At 69.1% G+C, this 22,831-nt stretch carries 18 protein-coding genes and 1 pseudogene; 6 read left to right on the forward strand and 13 right to left on the reverse strand.

Features of this window, described 5'->3' with window-relative positions; translation table 11 throughout:
• Positions 1-57: 57 nt before the first annotated feature.
• From ABD974_RS10405 to ABD974_RS10455, 11 genes and pseudogenes are all read right to left on the reverse strand, one after another.
• Complete coding sequence (locus ABD974_RS10405; protein WP_345303250.1) at positions 58-1,791, reverse strand: protein BatD; 1,734 nt, start codon at positions 1,789-1,791, stop codon at positions 58-60.
• Positions 1,791-3,737 (reverse strand): VWA domain-containing protein, encoded by a 1,947-nt coding sequence (locus ABD974_RS10410; protein WP_345303251.1) that lies wholly within the window; start codon positions 3,735-3,737, stop codon positions 1,791-1,793. The genes ABD974_RS10405 and ABD974_RS10410 overlap by 1 nt, the downstream gene beginning before the upstream one ends.
• Positions 3,734-4,750, reverse strand: a complete 1,017-nt coding sequence (locus ABD974_RS10415) for a VWA domain-containing protein (RefSeq protein WP_345303252.1) — start codon at positions 4,748-4,750, stop codon at positions 3,734-3,736. The genes ABD974_RS10410 and ABD974_RS10415 overlap by 4 nt, the downstream gene beginning before the upstream one ends.
• Positions 4,747-5,295, reverse strand: a complete 549-nt coding sequence (locus ABD974_RS10420; RefSeq protein ID WP_345303253.1) for a DUF4381 family protein — start codon at positions 5,293-5,295, stop codon at positions 4,747-4,749. Before ABD974_RS10420 ends, ABD974_RS10415 begins: the two co-directional genes overlap by 4 nt.
• The gene (locus ABD974_RS10425; RefSeq protein WP_425562675.1) at positions 5,292-6,254 is read right to left on the reverse strand and encodes a DUF58 domain-containing protein; all 963 of its coding nucleotides are present in this window, start codon (positions 6,252-6,254) and stop codon (positions 5,292-5,294) included. Before ABD974_RS10425 ends, ABD974_RS10420 begins: the two co-directional genes overlap by 4 nt.
• On the reverse strand, positions 6,254-7,255 hold the full coding sequence (locus tag ABD974_RS10430; RefSeq protein ID WP_345303501.1) for an AAA family ATPase: 1,002 nt from the start codon (positions 7,253-7,255) through the stop codon (positions 6,254-6,256). Before ABD974_RS10430 ends, ABD974_RS10425 begins: the two co-directional genes overlap by 1 nt.
• A 165-nt stretch (positions 7,256-7,420) precedes the next feature.
• Positions 7,421-9,427: a type IV pilus secretin PilQ gene (locus tag ABD974_RS10435; protein ID WP_425562676.1), complete on the reverse strand. Its 2,007-nt coding sequence runs from the start codon at positions 9,425-9,427 to the stop codon at positions 7,421-7,423.
• A gap of 17 nt (positions 9,428-9,444) precedes the next feature.
• Positions 9,445-9,987, reverse strand: coding sequence for a pilus assembly protein PilP (locus tag ABD974_RS10440; protein WP_345303254.1), 543 nt, complete (start codon positions 9,985-9,987; stop codon positions 9,445-9,447).
• A gap of 95 nt (positions 9,988-10,082) precedes the next feature.
• Positions 10,083-10,757: pseudogene (locus ABD974_RS10445) on the reverse strand (type IV pilus inner membrane component PilO); the annotation flags it as partial.
• An 8-nt stretch (positions 10,758-10,765) separates the two neighbouring features.
• Positions 10,766-11,527, reverse strand: coding sequence for a PilN domain-containing protein (locus tag ABD974_RS10450; RefSeq protein ID WP_345303255.1), 762 nt, complete (start codon positions 11,525-11,527; stop codon positions 10,766-10,768).
• Positions 11,527-12,585, reverse strand: coding sequence for a pilus assembly protein PilM (locus ABD974_RS10455; RefSeq protein WP_345303256.1), 1,059 nt, complete (start codon positions 12,583-12,585; stop codon positions 11,527-11,529). Before ABD974_RS10455 ends, ABD974_RS10450 begins: the two co-directional genes overlap by 1 nt.
• Positions 12,586-12,821: 236 nt before the next feature.
• On the opposite strand from ABD974_RS10455, the gene ABD974_RS10460 reads away from it, so the two are divergent.
• From ABD974_RS10460 to ABD974_RS10470, 3 genes are all read left to right on the forward strand, one after another.
• Positions 12,822-15,362 carry a penicillin-binding protein 1A gene (locus tag ABD974_RS10460; RefSeq protein WP_345303257.1) on the forward strand — a complete coding sequence of 847 codons (2,541 nt, stop codon included), beginning with the start codon at positions 12,822-12,824 and terminating at the stop codon, positions 15,360-15,362.
• A gap of 219 nt (positions 15,363-15,581) precedes the next feature.
• Complete coding sequence (locus ABD974_RS10465) at positions 15,582-16,226, forward strand: hypothetical protein (protein WP_345303258.1); 645 nt, start codon at positions 15,582-15,584, stop codon at positions 16,224-16,226.
• A gap of 227 nt (positions 16,227-16,453) precedes the next feature.
• Entirely contained in the window at positions 16,454-17,071 is a 618-nt protein-coding gene (locus ABD974_RS10470; protein WP_345303259.1) for a DUF1294 domain-containing protein, read from the forward strand.
• Positions 17,072-17,144: 73 nt separating this feature from the next.
• Here the strand turns inward: ABD974_RS10470 and pip are convergent, their stop codons facing one another.
• Together pip and prmC are read right to left on the reverse strand one after the other, a co-directional pair.
• Positions 17,145-18,089 carry a prolyl aminopeptidase gene (gene pip, locus ABD974_RS10475; protein WP_345303260.1) on the reverse strand — a complete coding sequence of 315 codons (945 nt, stop codon included), beginning with the start codon at positions 18,087-18,089 and terminating at the stop codon, positions 17,145-17,147.
• A gap of 38 nt (positions 18,090-18,127) precedes the next feature.
• The gene (prmC, locus tag ABD974_RS10480) at positions 18,128-18,994 is read right to left on the reverse strand and encodes a peptide chain release factor N(5)-glutamine methyltransferase (protein ID WP_345303261.1); all 867 of its coding nucleotides are present in this window, start codon (positions 18,992-18,994) and stop codon (positions 18,128-18,130) included.
• A 53-nt stretch (positions 18,995-19,047) separates the two neighbouring features.
• On the opposite strand from prmC, the gene ABD974_RS10485 reads away from it, so the two are divergent.
• The 3 genes from ABD974_RS10485 (at position 19,048) to ahpF (ending at position 22,728) form a co-directional block, all read left to right on the forward strand.
• Positions 19,048-20,031: an alpha/beta hydrolase gene (locus tag ABD974_RS10485; RefSeq protein ID WP_345303262.1), complete on the forward strand. Its 984-nt coding sequence runs from the start codon at positions 19,048-19,050 to the stop codon at positions 20,029-20,031.
• A gap of 178 nt (positions 20,032-20,209) precedes the next feature.
• A complete protein-coding gene (gene ahpC, locus ABD974_RS10490) occupies positions 20,210-20,773 on the forward strand; it encodes an alkyl hydroperoxide reductase subunit C (protein ID WP_345303263.1) in 564 nt (187 codons plus the stop codon).
• A 335-nt stretch (positions 20,774-21,108) separates the two neighbouring features.
• The gene (gene ahpF / locus ABD974_RS10495) at positions 21,109-22,728 is read left to right on the forward strand and encodes an alkyl hydroperoxide reductase subunit F (protein WP_345303264.1); all 1,620 of its coding nucleotides are present in this window, start codon (positions 21,109-21,111) and stop codon (positions 22,726-22,728) included.
• The last annotated feature ends 103 nt before the right edge of the window (positions 22,729-22,831 follow it).

Here is a 22,831-nt window from a genome sequence, read left to right on the forward strand (position 1 = left end):
TGCCCTGCATCGGGATGTCCGGTGGGTTCCTGCCCTGCAGGATCATGTTCTGCAGAATCATGGCGTCGGATACAGCGGCGGCAGCAGCGGCGCGGCGGCCGCAGCCTCGTGCGCGCGCCAGTGCGGGCCGTCGGCGAAGGCGATGCGGACCGCAGCGATCGCGGCCATGGGATCGCCGCTCCCCCAGCGCGCGCGCTGCAGGCCGGTGACCGCGGCGCGCTGCGCCGGATCGGTCAGCCGCGCGCGCACCTCGTCGAGGTCGGCGGCCGGCGGCGTGGCCAGCGCGCACAGCAGGCGCGCGATTTCGGCACGATCGCCGCGCGCCAGCGTCCGCGTCCAGGCCTGCGCATCGGGGCGCGAGAGTGCGGGCGCGGCAGGCGCACCGGCAGACGACGGAGCAGCGACCGCGACCGCAGGCGCGGTGTCGTGCCAGCGTTTGCGCGCGGACCACATCCGCCATCCGAACACGAGCGTGATGCCCCACAGCATCGCCAGCGGCAGCAGCATCCACATCCACGGTTGTTCCGGCACCCATCGCTGCCAGGCCGGACCCGCCATGTCGTCGGCGGCTGCATCCGGCGTGCCTGTCGGCGACGGCAACGCGCCGCCGAGCGAGGGCGAGACCTGCAGCACCAGATCGGGCAGCGATGCCGTGCGCGCGACGCCGGCCTGCGCATCCCACCACGCGATCCGCGGCCCGGCGATGCGCAGCGTGCCCTCGCGCGCGGGCACGATCGCGAATCGGCGCACCACCGTCGCTTCCGCGCGGCCGTCGACGAAACGATCTTCCGACTGCGCCGATTCCGGGAACGACTGTGCGCCTTCGCCGACCTGCAGCATCAATGGCGGCAACTGCGCGGCCACCGCACCGTCGGCCACCGCTTCCACGGTCACCAGCGCGGTTTCGCCGACGCGCGCCTGCGGCGGCGCCTGCAGATAGCGCAGGCGCAGGCCGCGCAGCGGCAGCCAGGGTTGCGCGGCGGTGGCCGGGATGGGCTTCACCTGCAACTCCAGCGGACGGCCGCGCACGCGCAGTTCCTGGCTGCTGCCGAACACGCCGCTGGTGGAATCGGAGCTGCGGCCGAGGAAGCGCGGCGGCGGCACCACCAGTCGCCCCGCGCGTTCGGGAATCAGCACATAGCGGCGTTCCTGCACGTTGTAGAAGCGATTGCCGATCTGCTGCAGCGGCAGCGCGTCCTCGCCGACGATCTTCAGACTGGCGCCGTCGGGCGCGTCCTGATCGATGCGACCGCTGAGGCCGATGCTGAGGTCGTAGTACAGGCGCAGCGTGTAGCCCACGGACTGCTGCGCATAGGGCGTCGCGGTTTCGACCCGATTCTCGAAGAAGACCGTTTCCCGCGCCGCATCCGGCACGGCCGGCGCGGCCGCGCGCGCCGCGGCGACGTTCCGCGGCGGCGTGACCGTCAGCCGCAACGGCGGCCCGCCGCCGTCGAACGGGATGGCGATCTCGCCCTCGCGCATCGGCCGCAGCCGCAGACGTACCAGGATGCGCAGATCGATCGCGCCGTTCACGATCGCCGGCTTCGGCTGCGAGGACTGCTCGACGATCATGAACTCGCGCACCAGCGCCGGGATGTCCGGGAGGCTCTGGACATCGCTGGCGTCGAGATCGAGCGTGAGCACGACGGTCTCGTCGAGCGCGATCCGGTTGCGGTCGAGCGACGCGCGGTGTCTCGCCGCCTGCGCCGGCAGCGCGCACGCGAAGATCAGCGCCGCGCACAGCAGCATCGCGAACGGCATCCAGGCGTCGCGGAAGGCGCGATGCGACATCAGCGATCGTCCTCGCGGCGGCGACGTTTTTCCTCGAGCTTGAATTTCGCGCGCAGCAACCCGCCGGGATCGTCGGGCACGCGCCGCAGCCAGGCTTCGTCGGCGATCCGTCGCTGACGCTGGGCCGGGGTTTCCTGCGGCCGCGGCTTGGTCGCGGGCTGCGTGCCGGGCCGTTTCGCGGAGGCGCCGGCCATGCGTTCGCGATAGGCGGCCTCGGCGGCGCGCGCGTCCTGCTCGCGCTTGCGCGCGTCGTCTTCCCCGGGCGGCGGCGTCCCGTCGGGCTGCGGTTTCGCCGGTTGCGGCTGCCCGTTCTTCGGGATCGACGGTTGCGCCTGTCCATTCTGCGGTGCCGGCTGCGGTGGCTTGTTCTCGATCGGGCGCGATTGCGTCGGCGCAGGCTGTCCGGACTTGGGCTGACCCGGTTTCGATTGCTCGGGTTTCGACTGCTCCGGCTTCGACTGCTCCGGCTTCGACTGCTCGGGTTTCGACTGCTCGGGTTTCGACTGCTCCGGCTTGGATTGCTCGGGCTTCGGCTGCTGCGGCTTCGATTGCTCCGGTTTCGACTGTTCCGGCTTCGATTGCTCGGGATTGCGCTGATCGGTTTTCGAAGGGCGCGATTTCGGCGGCGGCGGTGGCGGCAGGCGTTTGCGCGCGGCCTCCACGCGCTGCAGATTCTCGGCCGCATCGCGCATGCCCGGCTGCAACTGCAGCGCGCGCCGATATTCGGCGATGGCTTCGTCGTAGCGCCCCTGTTTCGCCATCGCATTGCCGCGGTTGTAGGCCGCATCGGCACCGGCCAGATCGCGCCAGGCCGTTTCGGCGCCGGCGTAGTCGCCGCCGCGATACGCCTCGACGCCGCGGGTCATCGCCGCATGCTGGCGCTGATCCTCGCGCCGCCACAGATCGGCGGCCTGCACGGGCTGCCACGGCAGCCACAGCGCGATCAGCGCCACCGCCAGCACGCCGCGACGGAACGCGAACAGCGCCAGCAGCATCAGCGGCGGCAGCAGCCAGAAGCCTTCGTCCAGCCGCCCGCGACCGCGTTTGCCCTGCGCCACCGCGGCATCGACGCGATCGGCGGAGAGCGCGCCGAGCGTTTCCAGATCGGCATCGCCCGGCGCGAACGAGGCGTAGTCGCCGCCGCCGGCGGTCGCCAGCGCGCGCAGCGCCGGCACCTGCAGCCGCGCGGTGGTGACATCGCGATTGCGCCGGAGATACTGGCCGCCGGTCGCGGCGCCCATGCCCAGCACCGAGACGCGATAACCCGCGGCGCGCGCGTCGATCGCCGCGGAGTTCGCGCTGCCGCCGGCGCGGCCGGTGATCAGCAGGATCTCGCCGCGCGAGAAACCCGCGCGCTTCAGCAGCCGCGCCGACTCCTCGATCGCGCGGTCCGCACGGCTGCCGTCGCGCGGCATCACGTCCGGCGACAGCGTATCGAGGAACAGCGCGATGTTCTCGCCGTCGTCGGTGAGCGGCGACACCGTGTAGGCATCGTCGGCGAAGGCGATCAGCGCGATCTGGCCGGTGCGGCGACGCAGGATCCGCGCGATCTTGTCGCGCGTCTGCAGCAGCCGCGACGGCGGCACATCGGCGGCGTTGGTCGCCGAAGACATGTCCACCGCGATCACCAGCGGATTGCGATCCTGCAGCAGCGGTTGCGGCACTTCGCGCCAGCTCGGCCCGGCCAGCGCCAGCACGGCGAGCGCGCTGGCCAGCGCCAGCGCGGCCAGCGGCAGCCACCCGCGCCAACCGTCGCCGTCGCGCCCGTCGGCCTGCAGCAGATGCGGCAGCAGATGCGCGTCGACCACCTGACGCCAGACGTGACGGCCCGCGCAATGACGACGCAACCACCACAACAGCGGCGGAATCGCCAGCAACCCGACCAGCCACAGCGGGCGCAGGAACAGGAAGTCGACCGCGGTCAGCGTGTCCGGCAGCGGATTCATGACGACCTCCGCGACGACCACTGCCGCAGCAGCAGCGCGAGCAACGCGCACAGCAGCGACGCCGCCAGCGGCCACGCATAACGCTCGATCTTCGGCCGCAGCCGCTGGCCCGGTAGCTTCACCGGTTCCAGGCGTTCGATCTCGTCGTAGATGCCGACGAGTTGTTCGGCATCGCGGGCGACGAATGCGCGGCCGCCGGTGATGTCGGCGACGCGCTTCATGCCGGCTTCGTCGGTGAGCGCCGCGTTGCCCGGCATCCGGATCGGGAGACCGAACACCGACAATCCCGCGCCGTAGCCGCCGAAGGCGACGGTGTGGATGCGCACACCGGCGTCGCGGGCGATCGCCGCCGCTTTTTCCGGCTCCAGCAGACCCGGCGTGTTCACGCCATCGGTCAGCAGGATCAGCACGCGCTGATCGGCGGGCCGCGCCTGCAGTCGCTTGGTGGCGAGCGCGATGGCATCGCCGATCGCGGTCGCCGGGCCGGCGATCTTCGCCTCCATGCTGCGCAACTGCTCGCGCACCGTGTCGAGATCGCGGGTCAGCGGCGTCAGCGCATAGGCGCGCTCGCCGAACACGATCAGGCCGACGCGGTCGCCCTGGCGCCGTTCGAGGAACGCATCGATCACCGCCTTGGCCGCGACCAGGCGACTGACGGTGCGCCCCTCCAGTTCGATGTCGCGCTCGTCCATGCTGCCCGACAGATCCACCGCGAGCATCAGATCGCGCGCGGTCTGCGGCGGCTGCACCACCTCGCCGAGCTGCTGCGGACGCGCGGCGGCGACGCACAACAGCGCCCAGGCCAGCCACGGCAGAACGCCCAGGCGCTGCGCGCGCGCCGGCCCGATGCGGCCGCCGATGGCGCCCAGACGTTCGCCGAAGGGCACGCGCAGCGCCGGCGCGCCGGCGCCGGCCGCCGGCAGCAGCCGACGCGCCAGCCACGGCAACGGCAGCGCGCACAGCCACCAGGGCCAGGCGAACACGCTCAGCAGCCAGTGGCCGGCGTCGTTCATGCGCGCCTCCGTGCGCTGTGCGACGGCCACCACGTCGACGGCCGGCGCCACGATCTGCGCGGGCCTTCGTGGCGCATCAGTTCGACGAAACGGCCGCGCACGATCTCGCGCAGCGCGGCGTATTCCTGTTCGCCCACGTCGCGACGGAATCCGCCCTCCAGCAGCGAACGTCCGACGCCGGCGGAGAACGCCGGAATGGACTGGCCTGCATCGAGAAATCGCAGCCAGTCGTCGCCGCCGAGGCGGTCCGCCGCGGGATCGCGACGACGCGCGGCGCGACGCAGCAGTTCCGACATCATCGCGATCCGCGCCGGCGCGCCTTCGACGGCATCGATGCTGGCGTCGAAGAAGCGCTGGAATTCGCGCACGCGGCGCTGCTGGCGATGGCGCCGGACCGCGAACGCGATCAGCGCGATCGCCAGCAGCGCCGCGACCAGCCACCAGCCCGGCGCGGGCGGCCAGAACGGCGGCGGCGGCGGCAGATGCGGTTCGAGCAGCGGCAACGGGTCGGCGCCCGCCGCAGGCGCGGGGCTCTGCAGACTCATGCGGCGCGGGACCCCGCGAACAGGTGCAGCCAGCTTTCGCTCGGCGCATCGGTGGACAGCGCGCTGGCGCGGATGCCGCTGCGCGCGAGGATGGCGAGGGCATCGTCCATCGGCGTGGAGAACGCCGCCTGCCAGCGTTCGCGCTGCGCGCCCGTGGCGAGATCGAGTTCGACCCGATGCGGCGCCGATGCGGCGGCGCGATCGATCCAGAACGGCAGCGTGGTCCGCGGCGGATCGCGTTCCAGCGGATCGCACAGCAACAGCACCACCACTTCGCGATGCTGCACCAGCGTCGGCCAGCGCGAGGGCGGCTGCGCGACCACGCTCAGCGGGTCGGCCAGCACCACCAGGCGCGCGCCCGGACGCAGCAGGCGATCGGCGTGATCCAGCGCGACCGAGAGTCCGTCGTCGTTCTCCGGCGGTTTCGCGTACCAGCGCACCATGGCATCGAGCACCCGCAGCGCGCCGCGCGGCCCCGCGGCAGGCACGACTGGCGCTTCGCGACCGCTGCCGCGCAGCGCGGCGATGCGGTCGCCGTCGCGCACCGCGGCCCAGGCCGCGATCGCGCCCGCGCGCGCCGCCTGCACCGATTTGAAGCGCGTGCGCGTGCCGAAATACAGCTGCGGCGCGGTGTCGGCGACGATCAGGGTCAGTCGCTCGCGTTCGGCCTGGAACACCTTGGTGTGCGGACGTCCAGTGCGCGCGGTCAGGCGCCAGTCGATGTGGCGCGCGTCGTCGCCCTGGGTGTATTCGCGCGATTCGGCGTATTCCATGCCGCGCCCGCGCACCGGCGACGTCGCCTGGCCGCTGAGGCCGTGACGCCCGCGGCGCGGCGGACGCCGGCCGAGCACCGCGCGACGCAGCGCCACCAGTTCGTCCAGCGCGGGCACGATGCCTGCGTTCGTCCCTGCCTCCATGGTCGACGATTCGCTCACGGTCCTGTCGGCGTCGACGGACATCAGGGCAGCGGGACTTTCTCGACCAGCGCGCGCACCAGGCGCTCGCCGTCCCAGCCTTCGGCGACCGCCTCGTAACTGGGCAGCACGCGATGCCGCAGCACGTCGATCGCGACCGCGCGCACGTCCTCCGGGGTGACGAAGTCGCGGCCGGCGAGCCAGGCGCGCGCGCGCGCGCAACGCTCCAGCGCGATCGAACCGCGCGGACTCGCGCCCCAGCCGATGCGCCGCGCCAGCGCCGGGTCGTAACGGCGCGCATCGCGCGACGCGAGCACCAGTTCGATCAGATAGCGTTCCACCGGCGGCGCCAGATGCAGGTCCAGCACCGATTCGCGGGCGGCGAACACGTCGGCCTGCGACAGCCGCAGCGGCGCGGCGACGTCCGGCGCCTCGGTGCCGCGCGCGCCGTCGAGCGCACGCTGCCGCGCGAGGCGCAGGATCTCGCCTTCCACCGCCGCTTCGGGATAGCCGATGCGCACGTACATCAGGAAGCGGTCCAGCTGCGCTTCCGGCAGCGGGAAAGTGCCTTCCTGCTCGATCGGGTTCTGGGTGGCCATCACCAGGAACAGGCGCGGCAGGGCATAGGTGCGGCGGCCGACCGTGACCTGGCGTTCGCCCATCGCTTCGAGCAGCGCCGACTGCACCTTGGCCGGCGCACGGTTGATCTCGTCGGCGAGCAGCAGCGAATGGAAGATCGGGCCCGGCTGGAATTCGAAATGGCCGTCCTGCGGGCGCCAGACCTCGGTGCCGGTGAGGTCGGCCGGCAGCAGATCGGGCGTGAACTGGACGCGGGCGAAATCGGCTTCGAGTCGCCCCGCCAATGCGCGGATCGCGGTGGTCTTGGCCAGACCGGGCGCGCCTTCCACCAGCAGATGGCCATCGGCGAGCAGTGCGGTCAACAGGCGTTCGATCAGTGCGGACTGTCCGACGATTTCCGCGGAGAGCTGGTCGCGCAGCTGCGCGAACGCGGCATGCAATCGGGAGGGAGCGGCGGTGTCCATCATGTCCGGCGTGCGTCCATCGTCGGGGGAATCGATCCGCAGTTTGACCGAACTGCGGCGGAAATGTTCATCCCCCGCGCTGCGCAGGCGGCGATGTTCCGACGCCGGGAAAAGAAAACGGGGGCCGAAGCCCCCGTTCATGTCGCGTCTTCGCGCTGGCCGCCGGCATCAGCGGCGCGGCGTCACCGTCATCACCTTCGGGGTCACGAAGATCAGCAGTTCGGCCTTGCTCTTGCCGCGGCCCTTCTTCTTGAACAGATTGCCGAGGATCGGCAGATCGGCCAGGAACGGCACCTTCGATGCCTGACTGCGGTCGGAGAATTCGTAGACGCCGCCGATCACGACGGTGTTGCCGTCCTCGACCAGCACCGCGGTGTTCACTTCGCGCTTTGCGATCAGCGGCACCGAACCGTTCGCGGTTTCGATGAACTCTTCCAGCTCGTCCTTCTTGACCGCCATGTTGAGGAACACGCGACCGTCGTTGGTGATGGTCGGGGTGACCTTCAGTTCGAGCACGACGTCCTTGAAGTTCACGGTCTGGGTGACCAGGCCACCGGTGTTGCTGGTGGTGACGTAGCCGATTTCGCGACCCTGCTTGATCACCGCTTCGCGCTGATTGCTGGTGACGACGCGCGGGTTGGAGATCACTTCGCCGCGACCTTCTTCCTGCATCGCCGACAGCTCGATGTCGAGCGCATAGCCTGCGTTGAGGATGGTGAAGGCGAGACTGGCGGGATTGCTGGTGATCAGCGAGCCCACCGCGGCGCCGAGGTCGACGTTCGGGCCCTTGCTGATGGTCGGCAGCGGACGCAGCGGCTGCGGCAGCAGCGGGCGGCCTTCCGCGGCGCGGTCGGCGTTGTCGATCGCCCACTGGCGCAGCGCTTCGTTGTAATCGGACTGCGCTTCGGTGATCGAATTGCGGGTGCCGGTGGTGTTGCCGATGTTGTTGCCGAAGGTGACGTTGTCGCGGCTGCCGTTGATGCCGAACTTGGCGCCGAGTTCGCGCGCGAAGTCTTCGGTGGCGATCACGATCTTGGCTTCGATCAGCACCTGGTCGACCGGCTTGTCGAGCTGCGAGACGAGGCGACGGATTTCCTCGACGCGGGCCGGGATGTCGATGACCAGCAGGGTGTTGGTGCGGCGGTCGAAGCTGAGGCTGCCGCGTCCGGACAGGAAACCGCGGCTCTGCTGCTGGCCGCCGGCGCCGCCCTGGGCGCTGCTGCCGGACTGGTTGCCCTTGCTCTCGTCGGTCAGCAGCTTGGCGATGTCTTCGGCGTTGCCGTAGCTCACCGTGATGTATTCGGTGATCGTTTCGACGCGGTTCTCGATCGCGATGCGGGCGTCTTCCTTGTCCTGCTCGAACTTCGCGATTTCGGTCTGCGGCGCGACCCACACCACGTTGCCGCTGCGACGCTTGTCGAGCTGCTTGGCCTGCAGGACGATGTCCAGCGCCTGATCCCACGGCACGTTGATCAGGCGCAGGGTGACGTTGCCCTGCACGGTGTCGCTGGCGACGATGTTGAGGTTGGACTCCTCGGCGATCAGCTGCAGCACCGTGCGCACCGGCACGTCCTGGAAGTTGAAGGTCACCGGACGGCCGCCGTAGCCGCGCGACGAGGTCGCGGTCGCGGCCTTCTGCGCCGTGCTGGCCGCGGCCGAAGCGCCACCGACCGCACGGGCCGGCGCCGCGGCGCGCGGCACCAGTTCGACGATGTAGTCGCGACCGGTCTGATAGGCGAGCGGCTCGAAGGCGCCCTTGGCGCTCATCGCGACCTGCGCCTTGCCGCCGTTGCCGGTGGCCTGCACCTGCTGCGCCGGCGTGGCGAAGTCCGTGACGTTGAGCGTGCGCTGCAGATGCGCCGGAATCGTGACGTTGCCGATGTCCACGACCACGCCGCTGTCGGTGGTGCGCATGTCGGGCATGGCGCCATCGCCGTCGAAGTGCAGGATCAGCTTGCCGGAGCCGCCGTCGCCGCGCTTGAAGTCGATGCTGGTGACCGAGGTGACCGCAGGCGCCTTCGGCGCGGGCGCGACGGTGGGCGCGTCCGCGGCGGGCGTCGCCGCGTTGACGGCGCTGAGCGCCGACAACAGGCCGGCGGCCAGGCCGAGGAACACGGCTTTCATAGGCTTCGTGCGACGGCCCTGCTGCTGGCTATGCGCGTTGAGTACGATCATTTCGCTATCCCCTCGTCTTATTCGTCATCGAGCGAAACCGTCGCCGGCCGCTCCAGCCAACCGCCTGCACCATCGGGAACCAGTTCGACGAGTTCGATGCGATCCTCGAACACGCCGGTGACCCGTCCGTCGGACTGCCCCATGTAATTCCCCGGGAGGATCCGGTGGGTGACCTTGTCGGGTCCCATCACCAGAGCGACCTGGGCCTTGCCTTTGCCGATCGTCCCGACCATGTCGAGCGAATCCAGCGGAAAACTCTCCAGCGCCTGCTTGCGCCGATCGCTGATCGGACGCGGTCCGGACGCGGAAGAACCGGGCGCGAACGCGGTGCTGAACGGATCGCGCAGGGTCTGCGCGGAATATTCGAACTGCTCGAACTGCTGCATCACCGGCAGCGGATCCAGCGGCGGCGCCGGACGGGCCTTGACCCCCGCGACCCACTCTTCGAGGTTGGGCGCATCGCCCGGCGTGCTGGTCACGGAACGTCCGCAGCCCGCCAGTGCGGCGACCAGCGCGACCGCGAGCGCGACGCGTGCACCGTTGTTGAGAAGTCTGCGCATCAGCGGCTACCTCCCTGGGCCGCCTGATTGGCGGCGGCGGTGGTCTTGTTGTTCGCGTTGCTCACCGCGGCCGCACCCGGGACCGGCGGCGCGGCGCCCGCGGGCGCACCTGCCGGCGGCGCGGCGGCGGCGCCGGCGGCCTCTTCCTCGTCGCGATAGCGGTAGGTCTTCACCGTGCCCTTCAGTTCGAGGATCGAATTCGGACCGATGCCGACCGGCTGCTTGTTCTTCGGGGACGCGGGACCCTGCACGTTTTCGCGCGGCTTCAGCGAGATGTCGTGCATGGTCATGATCACCACGCGCGGCAGCGACGCCACGCCGCTGACGAACGCGCCGAACTGGTGGTAGCTGCCCACCATCTTCAGTTCGATCGGCTTCTCGGCGTAGAACTCCATCGCGGTCTCTTCGCCCGGCTGGAACAGTTCGTTGGTGATGCCGGTGGCCAGCGCGGTCTGCGAAATGTCCACGATCAGGTCGGGCATCTCGGTCTTGCTCGGCAGCTGGCGCAGCATCTGCTGCAACTGCTGTTCCATCTGCGCGAGCTGCTGTTTCAGCGGTTCGAGATTGGCGGCCTGACCCTGCAGGGTTTCGAAATCGGTGCGCTTGGTCACTTCTTCCTTTTCCAGACCTTCGAGCGTGGCGCCCTTCGGACGGGTCAGGAAGTTCCACATCAGGAACAGGATCAACAGCCCGAGCGCGACGCAGAAACCGAACTGCCATTCGCGCGGCCAGGAGCCGGCGTTGTTGAAGTCGAGTTCCTTGAGCGACATTTTCTTTTTCACGACTCGGCTCCTCCCTTCGGCGGCTCTGCGCTCTGGGGCTTGCTGGTATCCGGGGCGGAGGCCGCCGCGGGCGGCGTACCGGCGGGTGCGGCCGGCGGCGGCGCGGCGGTACCCGGCGCGGGCTGCGCCGGCATCAGCGGCTGCAGCGTCTCCTGGGTCGCGCCGGCGGCCGGTGCGGCCGGATCGACGGCGCCTTCCTCACCTTCCGCCTTCGCGTTCGGATTCGCGAGGGTCACCGACAGGCTGAAGGTATGCGGCAGGCCGCTGTTGTCGCCTTCGGCCTGGATCACCGACAGATCCGGCTTACTCATCCAGCCCGACGCGGCCAGGTTGTCCATGTAGGCGCTGACCCGGGCGTAGGACTGCGAGCGGCCTTCCAGGGTCAGCTTGTCGCCGTCCTGATTGATGCCGGTGAGGATCACGCCGTCGGGAATGGTGCGCACCAGGGAGTCGAACAGGTGCACCATCTGCGAGCGGTTGGCCTGCAGTTCTTCGATGACCTTCTTGCGGTTGAGCAGATTGTTCTTCTTCTGCTGCAGCGCCTCGATCTCGGTGATCTTGGCCTTGACCTCGGTGATCTCGCGGTCGAGGAACGCGTTGCGCGTCTGCTGACCGGCGATCTGGGCGTTGTAGTAACCGTCGACGAGGAACCACAGGGCGAAACCTGCGACCGCGGACACCGCCAGCATCAGGAAGAACTGCTTCTTGCGCTCTTTCTGCCGTTCGGCGCGCCACGGGAGGAGATTGATGCGTGCCATCAGTCGAAGCTCCTCAGGGCGAGGCCGCAGGCGATCATCAGCGCCGGGGCGTCCTGCGCGAGCGCGTGCGCCTGCACGCGGGGGCCGAGAGTCATCTGGGCCAGCGGATTGGCGATCACCGTCTGCACGCCGAGCTGTTCTTCCACCATCGCGGCGATGCCGGCGATGGAGGCGCAGCCGCCGGCCAGCACGATCTGGTCGACGCGGTTGTATTCGCTGCCCGCATAGAAGAACTGCAGCAGGCGGCCGATCTGCTGGGCCATGGCTTCCTTGAACGGCTCCAGCACTTCGATTTCGTAACTTTCCGGCAGGCCGCCCTGGCGCTTGGCCAGACCCGCCTCTTCGTAGCTCAGGCCGTAGCGGCGCATGACTTCATCGGTCAGCTGCTTGCCGCCGAAGACCTGCTCGCGGCTGTAGATGTTGCGGCCGTTGCGCAGGATGCTGAGCGTGGTCATGGTGGCACCGACATCGACCAGCGCGACGATGCCGTCGTGCGGGATGTTCAGGCTGCCGGCGATCAGGGCGAAGGCGTTCTCGATCGCGAAGGCCTCCACGTCCATGACCTTCGCCGTCAGGCCGCCGACCTCGAGCGCAGACGCGCGCATTTCCACGTTCTCGGACCGGGACGCCGCCAGCAGCACCTGGACCATTTCCGGGTTGCCGGGCATCGCGCCCAGGACCTCGAAGTCCAGATTCACTTCCTCGATCGGATATGGGATGTAATTCACCGCCTCCAGCTCGATCTGGGACTCCATGTCGTCCTCGTCCAGCTCGGACGGCATCGGAATGATCTTGGTGATCACCGCCGAGCCGGCCACGGCCGCGGCCGCGTGCTTGGCCTTGCTGCCGGAGCGGTTGAGGGCGCGACGGATGGCCTCGCCCACGGCCTCGACCTCGACGATGTTCTTCTCGGCGACGGCGTTCGGCGGCAAGGGCTCGACCGCGTAATGTTCCACCCGATAGCGGTCGCCAGCCCGAGACAGCTGCAGGAGCTTGACGGCGGTCGAACTGATGTCGACACCCACCAGAGGTGACTGATTTTTTGCTAGCAGTCCCACTTTTTCCCCTTCCCACGCGCGCTTACGCGCGTTACGTGTCCCAATACATTAAATAACGCACTCTTCACCCCAAGGCAACTACCCCATGCTTCGGATCGCTCCGAGAGTGAACTCTGTCACGACCCCGGGGGGCGCCCGTCGCGCCTCCGGCCATCCCCGGGACAGAGGGTGGCGGCCGGCCCGCCCTCTATAATCGTCCACCCTCCCCGACCTCCGATGCCAGGACCCCCAGACCCATGTCCAGACTCCGCCGCCTCCTGCGCTGGGCGCTCCTGTTGTCCTTCCTTGGCCTGCTGGTCGGCGGCGTGGCCTTCGGCATTCTCTATGCGTCGGTCTCCTCGAAGCTGCCCGACGTGCAGAGCCTGCGCAGCATCGAGCTGCAGGAGCCGCTGTACGTCTACGCCCGCGACGGCCGGCTGATCGGACTGTTCGGCGAAACCCGCCGCTACCCCATCCAGATCGAGAAAGTGCCCAAGCGTCTCAAGGACGCCTTCCTGGCGACGGAGGACGCGCGTTTCTATCAGCACGGCGGCGTCGACTATAAAGGTGTGGGCCGGGCGATCTGGCAGATCGTCTTCACCGACAAGAAACGCGTCGCCGGCGGCTCCACCATCACCCAGCAGGTGGCGCGCCAGTTCTTCCTCAGCTCCGAATACAGCTACACCCGCAAATTCGCGGAAATGCTGCTGGCGCGGAAGATGGAGCAGGAACTGACCAAGGACGAGATCTTCGAGCTGTATCTCAACAAGAGCTTCTTCGGCAATCGCGCCTACGGCGTGGCCGCCGCGGCCGAGTTCTACTACGGCAAACCGCTGGACCAGCTGACCCTGGACGAAATGGCGTCGCTGGCGGCGATCCCCAAATTCCCCTCCAGCGGCAATCCGCTGAACAACCCCGAGCGCGCCAAGGAACGCCGCGACGAGTACGTGCTCAAGCGCATGCGCGAACTGGGCATGATCTCGACCGCGGAAGAACAGGCCGCGCGCGCGGCGCCGATGCACGCCGCCCCGCACGAGCGGCCGATCGAGGTCTCGGCGCCGTACGTGGCCGAGATGGTCCGTCAGGAAATGATCGAACGCTACGGCCCGGAAGCCCTGACCAAGGGCTATCACGTCACCACCACCATCGATCCGGTGCTGCAGGCCGCCGCCGACAAGGCGGTGCGCGACGGCCTGGGCACCTATGACCGCCGCCACGGCTGGAACGCCAAGTCGATGCCGTTCCTCGATCTGCCCGCGGGCGAGGACGTCGCCACCTCGGCCGGCCGCCTGCGCGCCTACCCGGCACAGGGCGAACTGCTGGCCGCGCTGGTGCTCGGCACCTCGGGCGGCAACGCCCAGGTGGTACTGGCCGACGGCACCCGGCTCGATCTCGGCCCCGATGCCTCGCGCTGGGGCAAGCCGCCGGGCGCGCTGCTCAAGCGCGGCGACGTGACCCGCGTCCGCAGGATCGTGCCCGAAGCCAAGGCCACCGCCGCCAAGCCCGGCGATGCCGCGCCGGCGCCCGCGCCGCCATCTGGCCCGGTCAGCTGGCGTCTGGAACAGCTGCCGCGCGCCGAATCCGCGCTGGTTTCGCTGGAAGCCGATACCGGCGCCGTACGCGCCCTCGTCGGCGGCTACAGCTACGCCGGCAACAAGTTCAACAACGCCACCCAGGCGCGCCGCCAGCCGGGCTCGTCGTTCAAGCCGTTCGTCTATGCCGCGGCGTTCGAGCGCGGCTACAACCCGGCTTCGATCGTGCTGGACGCCCCGGTGGTGTTCCGCATGCGCGCCGGCAAGGTCTGGCGCCCGCAGAACGATGGCGGCGGCTTCGCCGGCCCGGTCCGCGTGCGCGAAGCGCTGGTGCGTTCGCGCAATCTGGTCTCGGTGCGCATGCTCGATGCCATCGGCGTGGAATACGCGCGCAAATACATCACCCAGTTCGGCTTCAAGGAAGAAGAACTGCCGCCGAACCTGTCGATCTCGCTGGGTACGCCCTCGCTCACACCGCTGTCGATCGCCCGCGGCTACGCCACCTTCGCCAACGGCGGCTTCCGCATCGACCCGTGGTTCATCGATGAAGTGAAGGACCGCGAAGGCAAGCTGGTGTTCAAACAAAAGCCGGTCATCGCCTGCCGCAGCTGCGGCCAGGGCGCCGCGGGCCAGCCGGCCACGCCGGCGTCGTCGGTGGTGGACGGCTTCGACCTCGGCCCTGCCGGCGGTCAACCGGCCGAGCCCGCGAAGGGCGCACCGAAGGTGACCACCACCAAGGCCGCGCCGCCGCAGACGCTGCCCGCCGACGCCGTGCTGGCGCCGCGCGCCATCGACGAACGCATCGCGTACCAGATCACCTCGATGATGCGCGACGTGGTGCTGCGCGGCACCGCGACCGACGCAAAGCGCATCGGCCGCGAGGACATCGGCGGCAAGACCGGCTCGACCAACGACCACCGCGACGCCTGGTTCTCCGGCACCGGCGGCCCGCTCGTCACCACCGTCTGGGTCGGCCGCAGCAACAACCAGACTCTGGGCTACCGCGAATACGGCGGCAAGGCCGCGCTGCCGATCTGGATCGATTACATGCAGGCCGCGCTGAAGGACGCGCCGATCGCGCCCAATGACCCGCCCGCCGGCATGGTCAAGGTCGCGGTCACTGCGAGCGGCCAGCTGCTGCCCGCCACCGGCAGCGGCGGCATCATCGAATACGTGAAGGTCGAAGACCTCGAGAAGATGGAGACCTACGTCGACTACGGCAGCGAAGACGCGCTGCCGAGCGAGGAGTCGTTCGACATTTTCTGATCATGCTCTCTCGGCACCGCACGAGCGTGATCCTGGTCCCTTCTCCCCGCGGCGCGGGGGGTGAGGAGGCGTGTTTGCGAGGCATCGCCTCGCACGCCGACGAACGACCGAGCCCTGCGCGCGAGGGCTGGACGAAGGTGCCCGCAGGGCGGATGAGGGGCCCCCACATCCCGCGACACTTCCGCTACAGTCATTCCCTGGCCCCGCCGGGAAGATGCCATGCACCACGCCCGCCAGCACGCCGAAACGAAAACCCGTGAGCGCCGCGCGCGCCTGGCCCACGAAGCCGCCCGGCTGATCGCCGAATCCGGCATCCGGGATTTCCATCAGGCCAAACTCAAGGCCGCGCAGCGCCTCGGCATCCACGACGACGCCTCGCTGCCGCGCAACCGCGAGATCGAGGACGCCCTGCGCGAATACCAGCGCCTGTTCCAGAGCGACTCGCAGAGCGGCGAACTGCGCAGACGGCGCGAAGCCGCGCTGCGCGCGCTGGAATTCTTCGCGCCCTTCGACGCCCGTCTCGTCGGCCCGGTGCTCGACGGCACCGCCGACGGCAATTCGCCGGTCCACCTGCAGCTCTATACCGACGACGCCGAAAGCGTGCCGCGCTTCCTCGACGACCACCGCATCCCCGCCGAAACCCGTAACCGCCGCATCCGCCTCGACCGCGAACGCGCCCTCGACTGCCCGGTGTGGCTGTTCTCCGCCGAAGAGCTGAGCTTCGATCTCACGGTGTTGCCGCACGCGGCATTGCGCCAGGCCCCGCTGTCGAACATCGACGAGAAACCGATGCGCCGCGCGTCGGCATCGCAGTTGCAGGCGCTGCTGGTGGAGGAGGAGGTGGCGGGGTATGAAGCCAAGTGAAAGGCTTCTCTCCTCGATCCCGGAAATCAGGCTGCTCGTCCGATTGAAGCACGGGAGATTCCGTGCATCACGACCGCCGAGATGGTCGAAGAGCTTCGTCATCCTCGCGAAAGCGAGGATCCATGCCGCAACCGCGATCGCATTTGGGTCCTCGCTTTCGCGAGGATGACGACCTCGATACTCACAGCGCTTATCATCCACGCTGGATTTCCCGTCGATTTGACCGAATGCGCTACCAGGGACGACTGCACGACTGGAACGACGACAAGGGCTTCGGCTTCGTGACGCCAAACGGCGGCGGCGACAAGGCGTTCGCGCACATCAAGGCCTTCCGGCGCGGGTCGCGGCGACCGGTCGACGGCGATCTGATCACCTACACCATCGCGCGCGATGCGCGCGGTCGGCTGCAGGCGAACGACGTCCGGTTCGTCGGCATGGCCGAGCCCGCGGACGACCGGGCACGGCCTGGCATGATCGGGCCGGCGTTCGCGCTGGTGTTCTGCGCCGCCCTCGTCGGCGCGGGACTCGTCGGACAGGTGTCGATGAACGTGCCGCTCGCCTATGCCGCGATGAGCACGGTCGCGTTCGTCGCCTACGGCCTCGACAAATCGGCGGCAACCGCCGGCCGACGCCGCACGCCGGAAAGCACCCTGCACTTCCTCGGCCTGGCCTGCGGCTGGCCCGGCGCGCTGCTCGCGCAGCGCGCGTTCCGGCACAAATCGCGCAAGGCCGCGTTCCAGCGCACGTTCCGGGCCACGGTCGTGGTCAACGTCGTCGTGCTGCTGTTCCTCGCCAGCGACGCCGGTCGCGCGTGGATTGCCGGCGTGATGGGGAACACCGCATAGGGTGCGCCCTGGCGCACCGTTGGATCCGAACGCGACGCAACAAGCGGTGCGCCGGGGCGCACCCTATTACGGGTCAGCCAGCGAATTTGTCGGTCGCGCGCACCAGCGCGTCGACGTTCTCCGGCTCGAACGCGGAGTGGCCCGAGGCGGGAGAAATGATCAGTTCGCTCTTCGGCCAGACCTTGTGCAGATCCCACGCGTTCTGGATCGGGCAGACCACATCGTAGCGGCCGTGCACGATCACGCCGGGGATGTCGGCGATTTTGTGCGCGTCGCGCAGCAGCTGATCTTCGACTTCGAAGAAGCCGCCGTTGACGAAGTAGTGGTTCTCGATGCGGGCGAAGGCCAGCGCGAAATGCGCGTCCTCGTGGCCGGCGACGAAGTCCGGGTCCATGTGCAGGAAGCTGGTCGCACCTTCCCAGACGCTCCATGCGCGCGCGGCGGCGAGCCGGGTGGCCTCGTCGTCGCTGGTGAGACGGCGGTGGAAGGCGGAAATCAGATCATGTCTTTCCACCGGCGGAATCGCGGCGAGATAGTGCTCCCACGCGTCCGGGAACAGCCGCGATGCGCCTTCCTGATAGAACCATTCCAGCTCCCAGCGGCGCAGCATGAAGATGCCGCGCAGCACCAGCTCGGTGACGCGCTGCGGATGGGTTTCGGCGTAGGCCAGCGCGAGCGTGGAGCCCCACGAACCGCCGAAGACCTGCCAGCGCTCGATCCCGAGTTTCGTGCGCAGCTTTTCGATGTCGGCGACAAGATCCCAGCTGGTGTTGTCGACGAGATCCGCGTGCGGCGTGGAGCGGCCGCTGCCGCGCTGGTCGAACAGCACGATCCGGTATTTCGACGGATCGTGGAAACGCCGCATCTTCTCGCCGCAGCCGGCGCCGGGGCCGCCGTGCAGCATTACCACCGGTTTGCCCTGCGGGTTGCCGCACTGTTCGTAGTACAGGACGTGGCGGTCGTCGACCTTCAGGGTGCCGCTGTCGAACGGCTCGATCTCGGGATACTGCGTGCGCATGGCGGCACCTTCGGGGGAATGGCGGACTGCGACGGAGTCTACCGCAGGGCGTCGGTGCGGCCAGCGGGCGGCGACCATCGGCCGCTCGTCACGCGATCGCGCTCTTCGAGATCGCGATGCGTCTCCACGGCGTCGAAACCGGCGGCCTGCAGCAGCCCGCGCACGGATGCGCCCTGGTCCCGGCCGTGCTCCAGCAGCAGCCAACCGCCGGACACGAGATGCGCGGGCGCGTCGCGAATGATGATGCCGATGGCTTCAAGCCCGTCCGGTCCGGAGGACAGCGCGCCCGCGGGTTCGAAACGCAGATCGCCTGCCTGCAGATGCGGGTCGCCGTCGGCGATGTACGGCGGGTTGCTGGCGATGAGGTCGAAGCGCTCACCCGCCAGCGGCGCCAGCCAATCGCCGCGACGGAACTCGACGTTGTCCAGACCCAGCGCCTGCGCATTGGCCCGCGCGACCGACAGCGCACCTTCGCTCACGTCGACCGCGACCACGCGGGCCCGGCGGCGTTCGTGCGCCAGCGCGAGGGCGATCGCGCCGCTGCCGGTGCCCAGATCGGCCATGCGCAGGCCGGCTGTCAACGGCGCGCGTTCCAGCGCGAGCTCCACCAGCCGCTCGGTCTCCGGGCGCGGGATCAGGGTCTCCGGCGACACCGCGAGGTCGAAGGTCCAGAAGCCGCGTCGGCCGGTCAGATACGCGACCGGCTCGCCCTGTGCACGCCGCGAGAGCAGCGTTTCGAAGCGCGCGCGGGCGTCGTCGCCGATGGCGTCGTCGCCGTGGGCGTACAGCCATGCCGGCGGCCGCGCCAGGGCATGCGCGAGCAGCGCCATCGCATCGATCTGCCCGACCCGCGCGCTGGCATCGCGCAGCACTGCATCCAGCCGGGGGCCCATGCTCGTCTTCATCGACATATCGTAGCCGCTGTCGCGGCCGACCCTGCCCTGCACGGATCACCGCCATGACTCTCCGCCGCGCCTTCGCGCATGTTCGCCGCCGGTTTCGTCGCCCGTTTCGTCGCCTCTTCCGCGATGGACTCCGCCCGCGCATCGTCGCCGTCGCCGGATGGTCGCTGGTGTTCGGCATCGCCGGGTGCCAGAGCCTGGCCTTCGGCGTCGCCAACTTCGGCGTGGCGGAGGCGGACGCGCACGCGATCCACGACCCGACCCACGGTCTGGCGCTGGATGTCTATCGACCCGAGGCCCGCACGGAGGGGCCGGCGCCGGTGGTCGTGTTCCTGTACGGAGGCAGCTGGCGGCGTGGCGACCGCGCCAGTTACCGCTTCGTCGGCCGCCAGCTGGCGCGGCAGGGCATGGTGGCGATCGTCGCCGACTATCGAACCGCGCCCCGCGCCATGTTCCCGGGCTTCGTCGAGGACGCCGCGGGCGCGGTGGCGTGGGCAAAACGGCATGCGGCCGAGCACGGCGGCGATCCGGCGCGGGTGTTTCTGGCGGGTCACTCGGCGGGCGCGCAGATCGCGGCGCTGATCGGCACCGATGCCCGCTATCTCGCCGCGCACGGGCTGACGCCGCGGGATCTTGCCGGGGTGATCGGGCTGTCCGGGCCCTACGACTTCGGGATCGAAGGCTATGAGGACGTGTTCGGGCCGCCCGCGCAGTGGCCGCGGACCCAGCCGGTGAATTTCGTCGACGGCGACGAGCCGCCCTTCCTGCTGATCCACGGCACTGCCGACACCGTCGTGGAGCCGGTGGACAGCCGGATCCTGGCCGATCGCCTGCGCGCCGCCGGCGGTCGGGCGGAGCTGGTGTGGCTGCCGGAGGCGGGGCATCTGGCCCCGCTGGCCGCGCTGCGCGACCCGGACCGCCAGCCCGGGATGTTCCGGGCGATCCGGACCTTCGTGGGTGTCCCGGACTTGCGCTCGGCCGACCTGGGTGGCCCGGACCAATCTGTCTCGGAGCCGCCCGTCCCAGCGGGCAAGGATTGATCGGGCGCCCGGGCGCCCATAGGTCGGGGACGGCTGGATGACGATTCGATAGTTTTTGACTATTGATATCATTCAATCAATCCATTTGATCGATTGATGTGTCTTGCGCAAACTGTTGCGACGCACAAATTGACGCCGTCAATCGCCAAGCCCACTCCACTCATCACCGAGGACACCGATGTCTCTGATCAACACCCAGGTCAAACCCTTCAAGGCCACTGCCTTCCACGCCGGCGAATTCGTGCAGATCAGCGACGAGTCGCTGAAAGGCAAGTGGTCGGTCCTGATCTTCATGCCGGCCGCCTTCACCTTCAATTGCCCGACCGAGGTCGAGGACGCGGCGAACAACTACGCCGAGTTCCAGAAGGCCAACGCCGAGGTCTACATCGTCACCACCGACACGCATTTCTCGCACAAGGTCTGGCACGAAACCTCCCCGGCGGTCGGCAAGGCCCAGTTCCCGCTGGTCGGCGATCCGACCCATCAGCTGACCCGTGCGTTCGGCGTGCACATCGAGGAAGAGGGTCTGGCCCTGCGCGGCACCTTCATCATCAATCCGGAAGGCGTGATCAAGACCCTCGAAATCCACGACAACGCCATCGCCCGCGACGTCAGCGAAACCCTGCGCAAGCTCAAGGCCGCCCAGTTCGTCGCCGCCAACCCGGGCCAGGTCTGCCCGGCCAAGTGGAACGAAGGCGCCGCCACCCTGAAGCCGTCGCTGGATCTCGTCGGCAAGATCTGATCCTCAGGATCGATCAACACCCACCGCGAACGGATCGTGCAGTCCGTTCGCGGGATCGAACGCTCCCGGCTCGACCCGCGTCACCGCTCCAATCGTGCGTTCCACCCCGCAATACCTCCGTCGCGACCTCCACGGCGCCCCGGCGAAGCGACCGCTTCGTCGGGACCGCCTCCGCATCCCGCACCCGCTTCGTTTGCAGCAGCGGCCAGCACCGCATGCGCCCGCACGCGCCACGCCGTCTCTCCCGGCTCCGCGCGCGGCCCCGCCCCTCCCCTCCCCCGGTGCCGGCCGCTGCTGCAAACGTCGCTCTCCCTTCTTCCTTCGAGGAACCGGCCATGCTCGATTCCGATCTGAAAAGCCAACTGCAGGCGTATCTGCAGAAACTCACCCGCCCGGTGGAACTGGTCGCCGCGCTCGACGACGGCGAGAAGTCGCGCGAGCTGCGCGAGCTGCTGGTCGAACTGACCCAACTGTCCGACAAGGTCACGCTGCGCGAAGCCCGCGACGCGAACGATCGCGTGCCGTCGTTCGCCATCGCCAGTCCGGATTCGACCAAGGCCGGCCACGACATCGCGCTGCGCTTCGCCGGCATCCCGATGGGCCATGAGTTCACCTCGCTGGTGCTGGCGCTGCTGCAGGTCGGCGGGCATCCGTCGAAGCTGGGGCAGGACGTCATCGAACAGATCCGCGCGCTCGACGACGAGTGCGTGTTCGAAACCTATTTCTCGCTCAGCTGCCAGAACTGTCCCGACGTGGTGCAGGCGCTGAACCTGATGGCCGTGCTCAATCCGAAGATCAGGCATACCGCGATCGACGGCGCGCTGTTCCAGGCCGAAGTCGACGCGCGCGAGATCATGTCGGTGCCGACGATCTTCCTCAACGGCGCGGTCTTCGGCGCCGGGCGCATGGGCGTGGAGGACATCCTCGCCAAGCTGGACACGGGCGCCGGCGCGCGCGAAGCGGCGAAGATCGCCGCGAAGGACGCGTTCGACGTGCTGATCGTCGGCGGTGGCCCGGCCGGTGCGGCCGCGGGCATCTACGCCGCGCGCAAGGGCATCCGCACCGGCATCGCCGCCGAGCGTTTCGGCGGCCAGGTGCTGGACACGATGGCGATCGAGAACTTCGTCTCCGTGCCCGAAACCGAAGGCCCGAAGCTGGCCGCGGCGATGGAGCGGCACGTGCGCGACTACGAGGTCGACATCATGAATCTGCAGCGCGCGGAGCGGCTCATCCCCGCCGGCGCCGACGGCCTGATCGAAGTGAAGCTCGCCAGCGGCGCGTCGCTGAAGTCGAAGACCGTGATCCTGTCGACCGGCGCGCGCTGGCGGCAGATGAACGTGCCCGGCGAACAGGAATATCGCAACAAGGGCGTGGCCTATTGCCCGCACTGCGACGGCCCGCTGTTCAAGGGCAAGCGCGTGGCGGTGATCGGCGGCGGCAACTCGGGCGTGGAGGCGGCGATCGACCTTGCCGGCATCGTCGCCCACGTCACCCTGATCGAGTTCGACGCGAAGCTGCGCGCCGACGAAGTCCTGCAGCGCAAGCTGCGCAGCCTGCCGAACGTGGACGTGATCGTCTCGGCGCAGACCACCGAAGTGCAGGGCGACGGCCGCAAGGTCACTGGCCTGCGCTGGCTGGACCGCACCACCCAGGCCACGCATGCGCTCGCGCTGGACGGCGTGTTCGTGCAGATCGGCCTGCTGCCCAACACCGAATGGCTGAAGGACACCGTGGCGCTGTCGCAGCGCGGCGAGATCCTGATCGACGACCGCTGCCAGACCTCGTTGCCGGGCGTGTTCGCCGCGGGCGACGCGACCACGGTGCCGTACAAGCAGATCGTCATCGCGATGAGCGAAGGCTCGAAAGCGGCGCTGTCGGCGTTCGACCACTTGATCCGCCACAGCGCGCCCGCCGCCGCGCAGACGCAGACAGCAGCGCAGGCGGAAGTCGCCTGAGCATCGCGCGCGGGCGTTCCGATGCCCGCGCGGATGCGTTTTCGTCGCACTGGAAAACGGTCCCTGTCAGAAGAGACAGGCATCGAAAATGGTCAATCGGCGC

The sequence above is a fragment of the Lysobacter hankyongensis genome (assembly GCF_039543145.1).
GTDB classification, from domain to species: Bacteria; Pseudomonadota; Gammaproteobacteria; order Xanthomonadales; family Xanthomonadaceae; genus Lysobacter_I; species Lysobacter_I hankyongensis.

Excerpts from the sequence above, each read along its gene's own strand:
- ABD974_RS10405 (WP_345303250.1), bottom strand. The coding sequence starts at position 1,791 with ATGTCGCATCGCGCCTTCCGCGACGCCTGGATGCCGTTCGCGATGCTG.
- ABD974_RS10410 (WP_345303251.1), bottom strand. The coding sequence starts at position 3,737 with ATGAATCCGCTGCCGGACACGCTGACCGCGGTCGACTTCCTGTTCCTG.
- ABD974_RS10415 (WP_345303252.1), bottom strand. The coding sequence starts at position 4,750 with ATGAACGACGCCGGCCACTGGCTGCTGAGCGTGTTCGCCTGGCCCTGG.
- ABD974_RS10420 (WP_345303253.1), bottom strand. The coding sequence starts at position 5,295 with ATGAGTCTGCAGAGCCCCGCGCCTGCGGCGGGCGCCGACCCGTTGCCG.
- ABD974_RS10425 (WP_425562675.1), bottom strand. The coding sequence starts at position 6,254 with ATGTCCGTCGACGCCGACAGGACCGTGAGCGAATCGTCGACCATGGAG.
- ABD974_RS10430 (WP_345303501.1), bottom strand. The coding sequence starts at position 7,255 with ATGATGGACACCGCCGCTCCCTCCCGATTGCATGCCGCGTTCGCGCAG.
- ABD974_RS10435 (WP_425562676.1), bottom strand. The coding sequence starts at position 9,427 with ATGATCGTACTCAACGCGCATAGCCAGCAGCAGGGCCGTCGCACGAAG.
- ABD974_RS10440 (WP_345303254.1), bottom strand. The coding sequence starts at position 9,987 with ATGCGCAGACTTCTCAACAACGGTGCACGCGTCGCGCTCGCGGTCGCG.
- ABD974_RS10450 (WP_345303255.1), bottom strand. The coding sequence starts at position 11,527 with ATGGCACGCATCAATCTCCTCCCGTGGCGCGCCGAACGGCAGAAAGAG.
- ABD974_RS10460 (WP_345303257.1), top strand. The coding sequence starts at position 12,822 with ATGTCCAGACTCCGCCGCCTCCTGCGCTGGGCGCTCCTGTTGTCCTTC.
- ABD974_RS10465 (WP_345303258.1), top strand. The coding sequence starts at position 15,582 with ATGCACCACGCCCGCCAGCACGCCGAAACGAAAACCCGTGAGCGCCGC.
- ABD974_RS10470 (WP_345303259.1), top strand. The coding sequence starts at position 16,454 with ATGCGCTACCAGGGACGACTGCACGACTGGAACGACGACAAGGGCTTC.
- pip (WP_345303260.1), bottom strand. The coding sequence starts at position 18,089 with ATGCGCACGCAGTATCCCGAGATCGAGCCGTTCGACAGCGGCACCCTG.
- prmC (WP_345303261.1), bottom strand. The coding sequence starts at position 18,994 with ATGAAGACGAGCATGGGCCCCCGGCTGGATGCAGTGCTGCGCGATGCC.
- ABD974_RS10485 (WP_345303262.1), top strand. The coding sequence starts at position 19,048 with ATGACTCTCCGCCGCGCCTTCGCGCATGTTCGCCGCCGGTTTCGTCGC.
- ahpC (WP_345303263.1), top strand. The coding sequence starts at position 20,210 with ATGTCTCTGATCAACACCCAGGTCAAACCCTTCAAGGCCACTGCCTTC.
- ahpF (WP_345303264.1), top strand. The coding sequence starts at position 21,109 with ATGCTCGATTCCGATCTGAAAAGCCAACTGCAGGCGTATCTGCAGAAA.